The sequence below is a fragment of the Pseudomonas sp. H26/SER47-MNA-CIBAN-0231 genome (genome assembly GCF_040310465.1).
Classification (GTDB): Bacteria; Pseudomonadota; Gammaproteobacteria; order Pseudomonadales; family Pseudomonadaceae; genus Aquipseudomonas; species Aquipseudomonas atacamensis.
On record NZ_JBEOPW010000006.1, the window covers coordinates 53,099 to 67,175 of the forward strand.

The 14,077-nt window shown below is 61.4% G+C and carries 14 protein-coding genes; 7 read left to right on the forward strand and 7 right to left on the reverse strand.

Going from position 1 to position 14,077, the window contains the following annotated elements; translation table 11 throughout:
- Positions 1-21: 21 nt before the first annotated feature.
- A complete protein-coding gene (locus tag AAEZ10_RS11510) occupies positions 22-546 on the reverse strand; it encodes an Mpo1 family 2-hydroxy fatty acid dioxygenase (RefSeq protein WP_122508379.1) in 525 nt (174 codons plus the stop codon).
- An 84-nt stretch (positions 547-630) separates the two neighbouring features.
- Here AAEZ10_RS11510 and AAEZ10_RS11515 point away from each other — a divergent pair, with 84 nt between their 5' ends.
- Positions 631-1,308, forward strand: a complete 678-nt coding sequence (locus AAEZ10_RS11515) for a Crp/Fnr family transcriptional regulator (RefSeq protein ID WP_350569258.1) — start codon at positions 631-633, stop codon at positions 1,306-1,308.
- Positions 1,309-1,467: 159 nt separating this feature from the next.
- Here AAEZ10_RS11515 and uraH read toward each other — a convergent pair whose 3' ends face one another.
- Both uraH and AAEZ10_RS11525 read right to left on the reverse strand, forming a co-directional pair.
- Positions 1,468-1,878: a hydroxyisourate hydrolase gene (uraH, locus tag AAEZ10_RS11520; RefSeq protein ID WP_042610175.1), complete on the reverse strand. Its 411-nt coding sequence runs from the start codon at positions 1,876-1,878 to the stop codon at positions 1,468-1,470.
- Positions 1,879-1,889: 11 nt separating this feature from the next.
- On the reverse strand, positions 1,890-2,375 hold the full coding sequence (locus AAEZ10_RS11525) for a GlcG/HbpS family heme-binding protein (protein WP_350569260.1): 486 nt from the start codon (positions 2,373-2,375) through the stop codon (positions 1,890-1,892).
- A 136-nt stretch (positions 2,376-2,511) separates the two neighbouring features.
- Here AAEZ10_RS11525 and AAEZ10_RS11530 point away from each other — a divergent pair, with 136 nt between their 5' ends.
- From AAEZ10_RS11530 to AAEZ10_RS11545, 4 genes are all read left to right on the forward strand, one after another.
- On the forward strand, positions 2,512-3,192 hold the full coding sequence (locus AAEZ10_RS11530) for a heavy metal response regulator transcription factor (RefSeq protein WP_041477440.1): 681 nt from the start codon (positions 2,512-2,514) through the stop codon (positions 3,190-3,192).
- A complete protein-coding gene (locus tag AAEZ10_RS11535; RefSeq protein ID WP_350569262.1) occupies positions 3,182-4,570 on the forward strand; it encodes a heavy metal sensor histidine kinase in 1,389 nt (462 codons plus the stop codon). Before AAEZ10_RS11530 ends, AAEZ10_RS11535 begins: the two co-directional genes overlap by 11 nt.
- 111 nt (positions 4,571-4,681) lie before the next feature.
- The gene (locus AAEZ10_RS11540; RefSeq protein WP_016772238.1) at positions 4,682-4,930 is read left to right on the forward strand and encodes a helix-turn-helix domain-containing protein; all 249 of its coding nucleotides are present in this window, start codon (positions 4,682-4,684) and stop codon (positions 4,928-4,930) included.
- Complete coding sequence (locus AAEZ10_RS11545; protein WP_350569264.1) at positions 4,923-6,146, forward strand: type II toxin-antitoxin system HipA family toxin; 1,224 nt, start codon at positions 4,923-4,925, stop codon at positions 6,144-6,146. The genes AAEZ10_RS11540 and AAEZ10_RS11545 overlap by 8 nt, the downstream gene beginning before the upstream one ends.
- 3 nt (positions 6,147-6,149) lie before the next feature.
- On the opposite strand, the gene AAEZ10_RS11550 is transcribed toward AAEZ10_RS11545, so the two are convergent.
- Positions 6,150-7,154 carry an AraC family transcriptional regulator gene (locus AAEZ10_RS11550; RefSeq protein ID WP_350569266.1) on the reverse strand — a complete coding sequence of 335 codons (1,005 nt, stop codon included), beginning with the start codon at positions 7,152-7,154 and terminating at the stop codon, positions 6,150-6,152.
- Positions 7,155-7,254: 100 nt separating this feature from the next.
- On the opposite strand from AAEZ10_RS11550, the gene AAEZ10_RS11555 reads away from it, so the two are divergent.
- On the forward strand, positions 7,255-8,325 hold the full coding sequence (locus tag AAEZ10_RS11555) for a fatty acid desaturase (RefSeq protein WP_350569268.1): 1,071 nt from the start codon (positions 7,255-7,257) through the stop codon (positions 8,323-8,325).
- Positions 8,326-8,503: 178 nt separating this feature from the next.
- On the opposite strand, the gene AAEZ10_RS11560 is transcribed toward AAEZ10_RS11555, so the two are convergent.
- Genes AAEZ10_RS11560 through AAEZ10_RS11570 form a run of 3 tightly spaced genes read right to left on the reverse strand, consistent with a single transcriptional unit; the run spans position 8,504 to position 12,539 of the window.
- Entirely contained in the window at positions 8,504-10,114 is a 1,611-nt protein-coding gene (locus AAEZ10_RS11560) for an arylsulfatase (protein ID WP_073471494.1), read from the reverse strand.
- A gap of 14 nt (positions 10,115-10,128) precedes the next feature.
- Positions 10,129-10,944, reverse strand: a complete 816-nt coding sequence (locus AAEZ10_RS11565; protein ID WP_071174032.1) for an ABC transporter ATP-binding protein — start codon at positions 10,942-10,944, stop codon at positions 10,129-10,131.
- Positions 10,941-12,539, reverse strand: coding sequence for an ABC transporter permease (locus tag AAEZ10_RS11570; RefSeq protein WP_130929099.1), 1,599 nt, complete (start codon positions 12,537-12,539; stop codon positions 10,941-10,943). Before AAEZ10_RS11570 ends, AAEZ10_RS11565 begins: the two co-directional genes overlap by 4 nt.
- 396 nt (positions 12,540-12,935) lie before the next feature.
- Between AAEZ10_RS11570 and AAEZ10_RS11575 the strand changes: the two genes are divergently transcribed.
- Positions 12,936-13,949 carry an ABC transporter substrate-binding protein gene (locus AAEZ10_RS11575; protein ID WP_350569271.1) on the forward strand — a complete coding sequence of 338 codons (1,014 nt, stop codon included), beginning with the start codon at positions 12,936-12,938 and terminating at the stop codon, positions 13,947-13,949.
- Positions 13,950-14,077: the final 128 nt, after the last annotated feature.

Below are 14,077 nucleotides of genomic sequence, written 5' to 3' on the forward strand. Positions count from 1 at the left end.
GAGCCTGCTCGCGAATACGATCTAGACAGCAGCGCGATTCGGATTGACCCGCACCACCCCCGCCCGCAACTCGATCTCTTGTTTCAATTCCTGCCGCATCCCGAGCAAAAACGCCAGCTCGGCCACGACAAACAACGGCCCGACAATCAGTCCGCTGATGTCATCGACAAATGCCGGTTTGCGCCCTTCATAGTGATGCCCGACAAACTGGATCACCCAGCCGATCACGAACATCGCCAGGCCGCTGCTCAGCCAGACCAGGGTGCTCTGCTGCGCCAGTGCATGCCCGGCCCAGACCGACAGGCCCATCAGTACGGTCATCAATGCGCCGAGCTTCAATTCCAGGCGCAGGTAAAACCACGCCGAGGCCAGCGCCACCACAACGGCTGGAGATATCCACAACCCGCCCAGTGCCCATTGCGGCCGTGACAGCAGGACAGCCACCGCCACCACGATCAGCGGAATGCCGATAAAGTGGCTGGCGATGTTGCGCGGGTCGCGGTGGTAGGCGGCGTATTGACTGAGGTGGTCGACGAGGCTTTTCATTGTTGTTCCTCCAGTGGGGTTGAATGCATCATCCCTCGGGATCCGCGTTCGCTCTGTCGGGCAGGCGACACTCCAGGAGTGGTTATGCAAATTCGTGCACGGTTGCTCAGCGGCCAGTGGTTCAGTCATCTGCCTGCATCTTTTCAGGATAGCCTGCTGGCGCTGGCCCGGGAGCGGCGGCTGACGGCGGGACAACGACTGTTCCAGCGTGGCGATGCGCCGTGCGGTCTGTATGCAGTGCTCGATGGCGCCGTGCGCATCGGCGCGGTCAGCGAGCAGGGCAAGGAGGCCTTGCTGAGTCTGGTGGAGGCGCCGCACTGGTTCGGCGAAATCTGCCTGTTCGACGGTCAGCCACGCACCCATGACGCCTATGCGGTCGGGCCGTGTACCTTGCTGAATATCCCGCAGGCGACGATGCTCAAATTGCTCGACGAACAGCCGCAGTACTGGCGGCATCTGGCGCTGTTGATGAGCCACAAATTGCGCCTGGCCTTCATCAACCTCGAACAGCTGAGTTTGCTGCCAGCCCCGGCACGTCTGGCGCATCGCTTGCTGATGATCGCCGAAGGCTACGGCGAACTCGACGCACCGCGTCGGGTGCTGCAACTGCCGCAGGAGCAGTTGGCGGCGATGCTGTCGCTGTCGCGGCAGACCACCAATCAGATCCTCAAGGATCTGCAGGGGCAGGGGATTATCGGGTTGGCTTACGGCGAAATCGCAATCCTCGATGCCGCAAGACTGCGTGCCCTGGCTACGATCTAAAAACTCACGCCGATCCAATGTCGGAACTGGCACCTGTGGCGAGGGGGTTTATCCCCGCCGGGGCGCGCAGCGGCCCTGAAAAAGGGACTGCTGCGCACTCCAGCGGGGATAAATCCCCTCACCACAAAGGCTCACTCCTACAAAGGATCTGCGTTTGGATTACGAACCGCGATAGGTCGAGAAACCGTACGGGCTCAGCAGCAGCGGGATGTGGTAGTGCTGATCTGTCTGCTTGACCTGGAAGATCACCGGAATTTCCGGGAAGAACGTCTCGTGCTTGATCTTCTGGTAGTACTCGCCGGTCTTGAATACCACGCGGTATTCGCCTGCTTCAAAAGGCTGTTTGGCCGGGAACAGTTCGGCAATCCGCCCTTGTTCGTTGGTGGTGCCTTGGGCCAGTGGCTGCCAGTTTTCGCCGACGTGTTTTTCCAGGGTGACGTTGATGCCCGGTGACGGCAGGCCGTTTTCCAGGTTGAGCACGTGCACGCTCAGCGGATTGCCGGCGGCCAGCGCCAGGCTGGAAACAGCGCTCAGGCCGAGCGCGGCGAGAGTCATGCGCAGGGTGGTCATGGTGGATCTCCTTAGTGGGAACGGGTGATGGTCAGGCCGGCTTTGTCGGCGGCGGCGCGGGCGCAGTTTTCGTCTTGCTCACCGCCGCCGGAACCGGCCACGCCCATGGCGCCGACCAGTTCGCTGCCGGCGAACAGCGGAATGCCGCCGCCGAGCAAGAGCAATTCATCGAGGGTGTTGAGGTTGGCGGCTTCCGGATTGCTGCGGGCGCGCTCGGCGAACAGCCGCGTCGGCGTCTTGGTCGACAGCGCGGTGTAGGCCTTGCGCTGGCTGGCGGCGGTGTTGTGCGGGCCAACCCCGTCACCACGCAGAGTCACCAGCAGGTTGCCGCCACGGTCGAGCACCGACACCGTGCCGGTGCAACTGCTCATCGCCTTGTCCGCCAGCCAGCGTGCGGTTTTCAGGTCGAGATCGGCGTGGCGCGGCAGTTCTGGCGTGGCGCTCGCGGCGCCGCTGAGGCCGAGGATCAGGCTGGCGACAAGGTATTTGACGGTCATGTGCAGGCTCCGATTGAGAAGGTCTGCACCTTAACCGGCGCACTTCGTCAGAACCCCGTCAGGCGGATTACAAGTTTGTAATGGGCAACGGCGGCGAACACGCCTAGCCTGTGTACCTGATCAATCGAGGTGTGCCATGCGTTTGCTGGTCGTAGAAGATGAAGCCAAAACCGCGAATTTCCTCGCCAAGGGCCTGGGCGAGTCGGGTTTCGCCGTGGATGTGGCGCTCAATGGCCTCGACGGCCGCTATTTTATCGAGCAGCAGGAATATGACCTGATCATCCTCGACGTGATGCTGCCCGGCCTCAACGGCTGGCAATTGCTCCAGCTGATTCGCCAGCGCGGCGCTACACCGGTGCTGTTTCTCACCGCCAAGGACGCCATCGAAGACCGCGTCCGTGGTCTTGAGCTGGGCGCCGATGACTACCTGCTCAAACCCTTCGCCTTCGCCGAACTGCTCGCGCGCGTGCGCACGCTGCTGCGACGCGGGCCGATGCGCGAAGCCGAGTCGTACAGCATTGCCGACCTGGAAATCGACGTATTGCGCCGCCGGGTCAGTCGCGGCGGCCAGCGCATTGCCCTGACCAACAAGGAATTCGCCCTGTTGCAGTTGCTCGCCAGCCGCCAGGGCGAAGTGCTCTCGCGCACGCTGATCGCCTCGCAGGTGTGGAACCTGAATTTCGACAGCGACACCAACATGGTCGAAGTCGCCGTCCGGCGTCTGCGCGCCAAGGTTGACGATCCGTACATGCCGAAACTTATCCACACCGTGCGCGGCGTCGGTTATCAACTGGAAGCGCCGGACGATGTGGAGTAAGTCGATCGCCTGGCGATTGGCGCTGGCCTTCGCCATGGTCTGCGCGCTGGTGCTGAGCGCAATCGGCGTGTTTCTCTACCGCTCGCTGGCCTCGGAATTGGCCTTTCGTGACGACATGGCCCTGCTCGGTCGCCTGGAGCAAGTGCGCGCCTTGCTCGCCGACAGCGACAGCCTCGACGCTTTGCAGGCGCGACCACGGTTGTATCAGAACATGCTCGGCAATCTCGACAGTCTGCTGCTGGTGCGCCGGGCCGACGGTTCCAGCGTGATCGCGATCAACCCGCGCCAACGTGAATTGCCGGCGCTCAATGCATTACCGCGAGAGCAAATGCCGCAGCGCCGTGACGTGCTCACCTGGCAGGCCAGTGACGGCGCCGAGCTGGCCTTGCTGTCCGGCCAGGCCCAAGGCCCCAACGGTGAAACCCTGACGGTGATCGCCGGCAAGGTGCTCAGCGAGCGCGAGCAGATGCTCGGCAGTTATCGCCTGCGTCTGTATCTGTCCGTCGGCCTCGGCGCGGTGCTCGCGTTTGCTCTGGGCCTGCTGTTGCTGCGGCGTGGCTTGCAGCCCTTGCATCAGTTGAGCGAAGCGGTGCGCAGCATCGATCTGCGCAGCCTCGATCGACGCCTGCCTACCGAGGGCACGCCGAGCGAACTGCGCGAACCGGTGCACGCGCTCAACACCATGCTGGCGCGGCTGGACGACAGCGTGCAGCGCCTGTCGCAGTTCTCCGCCGACCTCGCGCACGAAATCCGTACGCCGCTGCACACCTTGCTGGCCAGCAACGGCCAGGCCCTGAACCATCCGCGCAGCACGGCCGAATATCAGGAAGTGCTGGCCTCGAACATGGAAGAGTTCGAACGGCTCAAGCGCATGGCCGAGAACCTGATGTTCCTCGCCCGCGCCGAACAGGCCGAGCGTGCGCTCAGTCTGCAAACACTGGACTTGCACAACGTCGGCGACGAGCTCTGCGATTACTTCGAAGCCCTGGCCGATGACCGCGACCTGCAACTGCAAAACCGCATGCACGGCGAATTGCTCGCCGACCAGCAACTGCTGCAACGCGCCCTCGGCAATCTCCTGGCCAACGCCGTACGCCACGCCGACCCCGGCACCCTGATCAGTCTGCAACGCTTCGATGAACCGGGTATGTGCTGGCTGCAAGTGCACAACCACGGCCCGGTCATCGCGCCAGAGCATCTGGGCAAACTGTTTGACCGCTTCTACCGCGTCGATCCTTCACGTGCGGAACCGGGAGATTCGGGTGGGCTGGGTTTGGCGATCGTGCAGTCGATCATGCAGTTGCATGGCGGGCAGGTGCGGGTGAGGAGTGACGCCGACGGCACTGTTTTTGAGCTGGGGTTTGTGGGGCGGTGTTAAGACGTTAGCGATGGCTGACCATCTACGCTAAGCTCATTCAATTGCATTGTTTATAATGCAATTAATTTTTTTTGGTGGATTTGCATTGTAAAAAATGCATTTGGGGCGGTGATGGAAAAAATCGGCGAGTTGATCAGAAGCTTGCGTAAGGCTGAAAAGCTGTCCCAGCAAGCTTTGGCGCAGCAATACGGCATGAGCCGCGCAACAATCTCGGGGATTGAAAACAACACAATCTCGGAAATCGGTTTGCGCAAAGTCGAAGCCATTCTTAACGGATTCGGCTACGAATTGGCCGCAATCCCCCGCGCCTCTCGACGGCCGACACTCGACACGCTGCGCAAGGTGAACTTCCATGACTGAGGCATTGGACCGCTTGCAGGTCTGCGTCGGCGGCCATGAGGTTGGAAGATTGGGGCGCGGGCAAGCAGATGTCGACAGCGTGTTCAGCTATCGGGACGATGCGATTGATGAAAATGCCGTTTCGCTGACCATGCCGACACGCCTGGAAAGTTATGGTTGTGAACGCGGCATTCATCCGATATTCGAGATGAATCTTCCTGAAGGTGCGTTGCGCGATGAGTTGGTCCGGCGTTTCAGCAAAGCCGTGCGCGGCTTCGATGACTTCGCTTTACTAAGTATCGTCGGCCCGCATCAACTGGGGCGTCTTTCGATCGCGAGCGCATCGACAACTGATCGTCCACCTGAAACCTCGCTCGCTGAGTTGTTGGTTCATGACGGTGCGCAAGGTTTGTTCGAGGATCTTTTGCAGACTTACGGGCAGTATTCCGGAGTTTCAGGCGTGCAGCCCAAAGTGTTGGTGCGTGACAGTGCCGCTGCAATAGACCGACTGACGCACCGAGGCTCGACTCATCTGGTCAAAGCCTTCCGTGCCGAAGAGTATCCCGAGCTGGCAACCAACGAATATTTCTGCATGCGCGCTGCGCAACTTTGTGGCCTCGACGTGCCGCATTTCGAACTCAGCGAGCATGGCAAATTTCTCGTCATCGAGCGTTTTGACTTGAGCGACACCGGATACCTCGGTTTCGAAGACTTTTGCGTGCTCAACGGCTGGCCGTCGAAGGCCAAATACGATGGGTCTTACGAAGGAGTCGCACGGCAGATCAAGGCGTTTGTTTCGCCCTCATTACTCAAGCACGCACTGGAAGCTTTCTTCAAGATTGTCGCTTTATCGGCGGCATTGAAAAACGGCGATGCCCACCTGAAAAACTTTGGCGTGCTCTATGAGGATTGTGGCGAGCACTCATTGATCAGGCTGGCTCCGGCGTACGACATCATCACCACGTCGGTGTACATCAAGAGCGATAGCATGGCACTGCAGTTGGGCGGTTCGAAGGCGTGGCCCAAGCATAAAATGCTTACCAGGTTTGGTCGTACGGCCTGCAATCTAAGTGAAGCGCGTTGCAACCAGTTACTGCAAATGGTCGCGCAGGGTGTACAGCAAGCGCTGGGCGAAATGGCGGAGTACAGCGCAAATCATCCTGCCTTCGCAGAGGTGGGCGCTGCAATGATCGAACAATGGTCGGCCGGTCTGGCGCGCAGCCTGCGCAACAGTTGAAACTCAGCGCAACTGATCCCGAAACTGCCCCGGCGTCATCCCTGTCCAGCGCTTGAACGCGCGGCTGAAGCTGCTGGTGTCGGCGAATCCCAGCAGATAGCTGACTTCACTCAACGAGCACTGCGGGTCACGCAGGTGCAGCAGCGCGAGATTTTCGCGGCTTTCGTTGAGCAGGGTGTCGAAGCGACAACCCTCATCCGCCAGATGCCGTTGCAGGCTGCGCAGGCTCAAGTGCAAGGCCTGGGCGATGCGTTCGGCGCTCGGTTCGCCTTCGGGCAGTTGTTCTTCAATGGCATCGCGCACCTTGCGCTCCCAGGTCAGCGGTTTGAGCTGGGCGAGGGTGCGTTTGAGTACGGCTTCGTTGTGTTCGGCCAGTTCCGGGTTGGCGTCGTCGAGGTGGCTGTCGAAGTCGCCGAGGGCGAATTCCAGGCGGTCTTCGGTGGCGGAAAAATACACTGGCGCGCGGAAGACTTTGTGCCATTGCTGGGCATCGCTCGGTTCGGGGCGGCGCAAGTACACCGCCAGCGGTGCGTAGTCACGGCCGAGGCGATTGCGGCAGGTGCGCACGTAGATCGCCGCGAAGGCGTCGATGGCTTCGACGGCCGGTGCCGGGTTGCCGGGCGGGATTTTCAGGCGGAATTGATAGCGGTCTTCGCTGCGGCTCAGCTCCAGTTCCAGCGCATCGCTGACCACCGGGTGATAGCGCACGATGCGCTCGAACACCTCGCGCAAGCTGCCGCTGGCCACCAATGCATAACCGAGCGCGTGGAAGGTGGTCGGGCTGACGAAACGCGACACGCGCAAGCCCAGCGCCGGGTCGCCGCTGGCCTGCACGGCGAGCGCCCACAAGCGCGTGGTGCCGGACAGCGGATAGCGCGCGTTGGGGTCGTCCATCAACGTCGGGTCGAGCCCGGCCTGTTGGCACAAGGCAAGGCTGTCCAGCCCGAGCGCGTCGAGTTGTTTGCGCAAGGCGCGGGTCCAGCTGGCGAGGGAGGTCGGTTCCTTCATGCGGATTGGCGCGTCCGGTCAACAGGTTGGCGTTCTTGGCTAGCGCGGATCGAACCCCGGCAAGGCACGATGCATTCATCTTAGACCCGAGGATGGAAGCATGGACGGTACTTCTGCAAGCCCTGAACGACTGAATGCGGCGCAGCGCTCGGCACATATTCGCCAAGTGGTGCTGGCCAAAGGTGCGCAATTGCGTGAGCGCTACCCGATTCTTCAGCATCAGGATGCCCTCGGTGCGGGGATTCTGGCGTTCGCGCTGGCCGGGATGATCGGCTCGGCGGCGCTGTACATCACTGGCCATATGGCTTGGTGGGTGTGCCTGCTGATCAATGCTTTTTTCGCCTCGCTGACCCATGAGCTGGAGCACGACCTGATCCACAGCATGTACTTCCGCAAACAGCGCGTACCGCACAACCTGATGATGGGCCTGGTCTGGCTGGCGCGGCCGAGCACGATCAATCCGTGGATCCGTCGTCATCTGCACCTCAACCATCACAAGGTTTCCGGCACTGAAGCCGACATGGAAGAGCGCGCAATCACCAACGGCGAGCCGTGGGGTTTTGCCCGTCTGCTGATGGTTGGCGATAACGTCATGTCGGCGTTTATCCGCCTGCTCCGCGCCAGGACCTGGGCACACAAGTGGAGCATCGGCAAGCGCGTGCTCAAGGTCTACGCACCGCTGGCGCTGCTGCATTGGGGCGCGTGGTATGTGTTTCTCGGCTTTCACGCGGCCAACGGCATCGCGCATTTGCTCGGCTCGCCCATCGAGTGGTCGGCCACCACGCTTTCGGTGATGCAGGTGATCGATATCGCCGCCGTGGTGATCATCGGGCCCAACGTACTGCGCACTTTTTGCCTGCACTTCATCAGCTCGAACATGCATTACTACGGCGACGTCGAACCGGGCAATGTGCTGCAGCAATGTCAGGTGCTGAACCCTTGGTGGCTGTGGCCGTTGCAAGCGTTCTGCTTCAACTTCGGCAGCAGTCACGGGATTCATCATTTCGTGGTCAAGGAGCCGTTTTACATTCGTCAGATGACTGTGCCGGTGGCGCACAAGGTCATGCGCGAGATGGGTGTGCGCTTCAATGACTTCGGCACGTTTGGCCGGGCGAACCGGTTTGTGCGCGGAGATGAGGAAGTGGTGTCCGGGGAGGCGGTGGAGGCCTGACAGATGCCCCTCACCCTAACCCTCTCCCAGGGGAGAGGGGACTGATCTAGCTGTTTATGCTGGATACATCGACCTGAAATTTCGAGCCGACCTCAGGTTGGAAAAGCATGAAGATCTGCTCCCTTTCCCCCTCTCCCTCAGGGAGAGGGCTGGGGTGAGGGGGGCTTTTGATCTTGGTTCAATCAGGCTGAAACGGCGAAGCACTGAGGATCACCCCGGTCTCTTCCACATACCGCTGCCAATGTCCGATCAAGTCAGTGAGTTTCTGCGGCTGACTCAACGCCAGATCATGAATCTCCCCTGGATCGCTCGCCAGATCATAAAGCTGCCAGGTCGCTGGCCCTACCGGTCCGGGAATCCACACCGCCTTCCACGAGCCCTGGCGAATCGCCCGGCGTCCGAACAATTCCCACCCTGTCACGGTGTGCTCGTCATGCACCTGCGCGGTTTCGCCGGACAGGAAGCCCAGCCACGACTTGCCGCGCAGTGGCGCCACCGCTTTGCCTTTCCACTGTTTGCCCGGATGCCGCACGCCAGCCAGATCGAGAATGGTCGGGGTGATGTCCATCACCGTGCCGAAACCATGGCTGATCTGCCCTTTGAGCGGCAGTTGCGGATAGTGCAGCAGCGCCGGCACGCGGATCCCGCCCTCGGTGGTGAAAGCCTTGAACAAGCGTGACGGCGCGGTTGCCACTTGCGCCCAGTTCGGCCCGTACCAGACATAGGAATTGGCCCGGCCGATGTTGTTGAGGCTGTTGTCGTAATGCTGGTTGAGGTAGGTCATCAGCTCCGGGCCGAACTTGGGGAACGCTTCCAGCAGCGCGCCTTCGGCCCCGTTGTCGGACATGAACAGGATAAACGTGTTGTCGAGCTGTCCCTGCTGGCGCAGGTAATCGACGACCCGGCCGATGTTCCAGTCCATGCGCTCGACCATCGCCGCGTAGACCTCCATGGCTCGTGCGGAAATCTGCTTTTGCTCATCGCTCAAGGCGTCCCACTGCGCGCTGAGCTGAATCAGCGGGTGCGGCTCGACGTCCGCGTCGATCAGGCCCAGCGCCTTGAGTTTTTCCAGGCGTTCGAGGCGCAGCACTTGCGGGCCGGCGTCATAACGGCCACGGTATTTCTCGACGATCTCGGCCGGTGCCTGCAGCGGCCAGTGCGGCGCGGAGAAGGGCAGGTAAGCGAAGAACGGCCGGGTCTGATCGCGTTCCTTGAGGTACTGCAGCAGCTTGTCGCCGAAGGCATCGGAGGAATAGAAGTCCTTCGGCAACTCGTCAACAAACTGATCGTCCTCGATGTACAGCGCCGGGGTGGATTTCAGCAGGCCCGGCGTTTGCTCATCGTAGGTCGGCTCGAAACCATAGTGGTTGGCAGCGCCCGGCAACAGTGAAAACGAGCGCTCGAAACCGCGCGCATGGGGCGCCAGTTCAGCCTTCAGACCCAAGTGCCATTTGCCGCTCATCAACGTTTGATAGCCGGCCTCGCGCAGCAGTTCGGGCAGGGCGACGACGCGGTCGTTGAGGTAGCCCTCGTAGCCGGGTTTGCCGATCAGTTCCGGGGTCAACGCTTCGGCCATTGTGCCGATGCCGGCGATGTGGTGATCGGTGCCGGTCAGCAGCATCGAGCGCGTCGGCGAGCAGGTCGGTGCGGTGTGGAAATCGGTCAGACGCAGACCGTTGTGGGCCAGCGCATCGAGGTTCGGCGTAGCGATTTCGCCGCCGAACGCACCGATGTCGGAAAAGCCTAGGTCGTCGGCCAGAATCACTAGAAAGTTGGGACGTTGCGGCATCGCGAAACTCCTGTTCAGCAGGCAATGAACGTCAGCGGCAGATCGCGGATCTGCACCGCTGCGCTCGGTTGGTAATGGTCATCACTGGTCAGCTCGTGCAGCAGTTCTTCGCGCAGCTGATGAAAGTCGTAACTGCTGCGCTGGCGTGGGTGCGGCAGGGCGATGTCGACCACTTGCTTGATCCGCCCCGGACGCGGCTCCATCACCACCACGCGATCGGCCAGAAAAATCGCTTCCTCGACATCGTGGGTCACCAGAATCGTGGTGATCTGTGCCCGCTCGCGGATCGCCAGCAGCTCGTCCTGCATTTGCTGGCGGGTCAGTGCGTCGAGGGCGCCGAAGGGTTCGTCGAGCAACAGGATTCGCGGGCTGGCGACGAGACCGCGAGCAATCGCCACGCGCTGCGCCATGCCGCCGGAGAGTTGATGCGGATAGGCCGCGGTGAAATCGCTGAGGCCGACCAGCTCGATAAAGTCTTTGATGCGTTGTTGCTTCTGCGCTCCGCTCAGCGGTTCATTGACCAGACCCAGGCCGATGTTGTCGGCGACCGTCAGCCACGGAAACAGACGATGTTCCTGAAAGACGATGCCGCGCTCGCCGCCGATGCCGCTGACGGCCTTGCCATCGACACTGATCTGTCCGCGAAACTCGGTGTCGAGGCCGACCAGCAAACGCAGCAAAGTGGATTTGCCGCAGCCGCTGGAGCCGACGATGGCGACGAATTCGCCCTCGGCAATGTCCAGGTTGAATTCGCGAATCGCCTCCAGTTCGAAACCGTTGACGGCGAAGGATTTGCCTACGTGGTTGAAGCTGACAATCGGTGCGTTCATGCGTGTCTCCAGCGGGTCGCGCGAATTTCCAGGCGTTGGCCGATCAGGTTGAGCAGGGCGCCGGTGAGGCCGACCAGCAGCATGCCGGCCATGATCAGATCCATGCGCAGCAGCTGCTGCGCGCCGATCATCTGACTGCCGATGCCGCCATTGGACGGCATGAAATATTCAGCGCCGATAGTGCCGAGCCAGGCGTAGATCAGGCTCAATCGCAGCCCGGCGAAGATCCCCGGCGCAGCGCCGGGCAGGACCAGTCGACGCAGGCGCTGGCCGAGGCTCAGGCGCAGCACTTGCGCGGCTTCGTTGAGTTGCGGCGAGAGGTTGGCGACGCTGCGCTGGGTGGCGATGAACAGCGGGAAGAAGGCGGCGAGAGCGACGAACACCCACTTGGCCAGTTCGCCGAGACCGAACCACGCGGTGAGCAGCGGCACCCAGGCGAAAATCGCAATCTGCCGCAGTGCGGCGAGTGTCGGGCCGAGCAGGCGTTCGCTGAAACGCGACAGGCCGAGGAGCAAGCCCAGGGCGAAACCGAGGCCGCCACCGATCAGCAAGCCGCCCAGGGTGCGGCTCAGGCTCAGCGTCATGCCGTTGACCAGCGTGCCGTCGAGCAGTCCGTCCCATGTCGTGCTCAGCACAGCCGCAGGGCTGATCAGAATATTCGCGTCGACCCACTGCTGATCATTGGCCGTTTGCCAAAGCGCCAACAAGCCCAGCGGCAACAGCCACGGTTGCAGGCGTTGCCAGCCCTGATAGCGCGGGCCGCGAGTGATGTGCGCGGTGGCCGGGTGCGGCCAGTGCAAGAGTCTGCGGTCGAGCAGACCGATGCCGCGATCCATCGCCACACCGATCACACCGATCACCACGATGCACACGAACACGATGTCGAGCATGAACAGCTGCCGCGCCCAGACCATCAGATAGCCGATGCCTTCACTGGAGGCCAGCAGCTCGACCGCCAGCAACGAGGTCCAGCCGGCGGCGAGTGCCAGGCGCACGCCAGCCATGAACGCCGGCAGCGCAGCGGGAAGCACCAGACGACGAATCAGCAGATGCGGCGGCAGGCGCAACACGGCGGCGGCTTCGCGCAGTTTCGGTTGCGCATCGCGCACACCGACCAGTGTGTGCAAGGTCACCGGCACCACAATGGCCTTGATCAGCACCACCAGTTTCAGCAGTTCGCCGATGCCGAAGAACACCATGAACAGCGGAATCCACGCCAGCGTCGGCACCTGCGCCAATCCAGCGAATGTCGGAAAAACCAGGCGCTCCAGACGTCGACTGAAACCCAGTGCGGCGCCAAGCACCGCGCCGGTCGAAACGCCTGCCAACAAACCCCAGATCAACCGTTGCAGGCTGATCCACAAATGACTCCACAACTCGCCTTGGGCCAGTTCCACAGCGCTGCTCCACACCAGCGATGGCGCCGGCAGAATCTGCTCGCTCATCCACTGATTGCGCGCGGCCAGCCACCACAGGACGAACAGGCTGACGGGCAACAGCCAAGGCAGCAGGCGTTGATTCAGGCTCGGCCAGGTGCGACGGCTTTTCAGCGGCGGCGCGGCCAGCGGCAGGCTGAGCAGAGATTGACGGGCCATGGGTGACCTCCGTTGTCGGGTTGCATGGCGAACCGCTTTTCATGTGGCAGCGAGCCTGCTCGCGAAATGGCTGTTTAAGGCAGCATCGATGGCGGCTGGCATGGCCTCTTCGCGAGCAGGCTCGCTTCCACATTGGGTTTCGTCATATATGAAACTGATCTAACAAACTTGCGTTAGATGCTATCGGGAAATAAGCGAATCCATTTAAGGCTTGCCTGCTGACGCGCATCCAATGCATTCGAAGAATATTTTCGATGCTGTTAATGCATATCGCGCTGCAAGCCGCACACGCCCTCACTTAGGTCATATAGATATAAAAATGTGCATTTATAGTATTTAAGTGAAGGTATGCATCCAGCCTACTTTCGGCTCCTCAGCGATCAAGGAGCCGCACCCATGAACCTTCCCTTCAAACGAATCATCAGCCTGCTGGCCGCCCCGGCGCTTGCAGGCTTTCTTGCGCTTGGCGCCCAAGCCGAAGAACTCAAGGAAATCCGCATCGCCGTGCCTGACCTCAGCGCCGGCACTCAACACAGCGGCGGCGGCATCGTCGATGTGCTGCGCGATCAGCAGATCTTCGAAAAGGCCTTCGCCGAGCAGGGCATCAAGATCCAGTGGAGTTTTTTCAAGGGCGCCGGGCCGGTGATCAATGAGGCGTTTGCCAATGGGCAGGTCGATCTGGCCTATCTTGGCGATCTGGCCGCGATCATCGGCAAATCCAATGGTCTGGACACGCGCCTGCTCAGCGCCACGGCGCGTGGGGTCAAGCAATACCTCGGCGTGGTGCCCGGCTCGGGAATCAAGACCCTGCAGGATCTCAAGGGCAAACGCGTGGCGATCTTTCGCGGAACGGCAACGCAACTGTCGTTCGATGCGGCGCTGGCCAGTCAGGGCCTGAGCGAGAAGGATCTGAAGGTGATCAATCTGGATTTCAACGCGGCGGTCTCGGCGCTCGCGGCCAAGCAGATTGATGCCTCGTGGGGCAGCTCCGCGCTGAGTGCGTTGCAAGCCAAAGGCCTGGCGGAATTGCCGCTCAACACCAAGGACCTTGGCGGCGCTGGCAGCGTGCAGGCGATGTTGCTGGGTAGTGGCAAGTTTGTCGACGCCCACCCTGAGGTCATTGCGAAACTGCTCAAGGCGCAGCAGCAAGCGGTCGAGTGGCTGACTCAGGACAGCAACAAGGATGCGTATGTGCAGCTGGTATCAGGGCTGGCCAGTTATCCGCCGGTGATTCTGGCTCAGGATCTGAAGGACCAGAATCTCAGCGAGATTTTCCCGTCGACACTGGATCCGGTGTTCTTGAGCGGCCTGCAGGACAAGGTCGACCTGGCGGCGCAGCAGAAGCTGATTCGCAAGCCGTTCAAGGTCAGCGATTGGGTGGCGCCAGAGCTTTCTGCAGCCAGGCTTTAGCTTCCAGATCGTTCCCACGCTCCGCGTGGGAATGCAGCCGAGGGCGCTCCGCGTCCTTTGTGACGCAGAGCGTCACGGGATTCATTCCCACGCAGAGCGTGGGAACGATCGGCGTGTGTCACGAAGGG

What these genes read in the sequence shown, in the direction of transcription:
- AAEZ10_RS11535 (WP_350569262.1), top strand. Translation starts at nt 3,182, where the DNA reads ATGTGGAGTAAGTCGATCGCCTGGCGATTGGCGCTGGCCTTCGCCATG.
- AAEZ10_RS11550 (WP_350569266.1), bottom strand. Translation starts at nt 7,154, where the DNA reads ATGAAGGAACCGACCTCCCTCGCCAGCTGGACCCGCGCCTTGCGCAAA.
- AAEZ10_RS11575 (WP_350569271.1), top strand. Translation starts at nt 12,936, where the DNA reads ATGAACCTTCCCTTCAAACGAATCATCAGCCTGCTGGCCGCCCCGGCG.
- AAEZ10_RS11560 (WP_073471494.1), bottom strand. Translation starts at nt 10,114, where the DNA reads ATGCCGCAACGTCCCAACTTTCTAGTGATTCTGGCCGACGACCTAGGC.
- AAEZ10_RS11515 (WP_350569258.1), top strand. Translation starts at nt 631, where the DNA reads ATGCAAATTCGTGCACGGTTGCTCAGCGGCCAGTGGTTCAGTCATCTG.
- AAEZ10_RS11530 (WP_041477440.1), top strand. Translation starts at nt 2,512, where the DNA reads ATGCGTTTGCTGGTCGTAGAAGATGAAGCCAAAACCGCGAATTTCCTC.
- AAEZ10_RS11545 (WP_350569264.1), top strand. Translation starts at nt 4,923, where the DNA reads ATGACTGAGGCATTGGACCGCTTGCAGGTCTGCGTCGGCGGCCATGAG.
- AAEZ10_RS11555 (WP_350569268.1), top strand. Translation starts at nt 7,255, where the DNA reads ATGGACGGTACTTCTGCAAGCCCTGAACGACTGAATGCGGCGCAGCGC.
- AAEZ10_RS11540 (WP_016772238.1), top strand. Translation starts at nt 4,682, where the DNA reads ATGGAAAAAATCGGCGAGTTGATCAGAAGCTTGCGTAAGGCTGAAAAG.
- AAEZ10_RS11525 (WP_350569260.1), bottom strand. Translation starts at nt 2,375, where the DNA reads ATGACCGTCAAATACCTTGTCGCCAGCCTGATCCTCGGCCTCAGCGGC.
- AAEZ10_RS11570 (WP_130929099.1), bottom strand. Translation starts at nt 12,539, where the DNA reads ATGGCCCGTCAATCTCTGCTCAGCCTGCCGCTGGCCGCGCCGCCGCTG.
- uraH (WP_042610175.1), bottom strand. Translation starts at nt 1,878, where the DNA reads ATGACCACCCTGCGCATGACTCTCGCCGCGCTCGGCCTGAGCGCTGTT.
- AAEZ10_RS11510 (WP_122508379.1), bottom strand. Translation starts at nt 546, where the DNA reads ATGAAAAGCCTCGTCGACCACCTCAGTCAATACGCCGCCTACCACCGC.
- AAEZ10_RS11565 (WP_071174032.1), bottom strand. Translation starts at nt 10,944, where the DNA reads ATGAACGCACCGATTGTCAGCTTCAACCACGTAGGCAAATCCTTCGCC.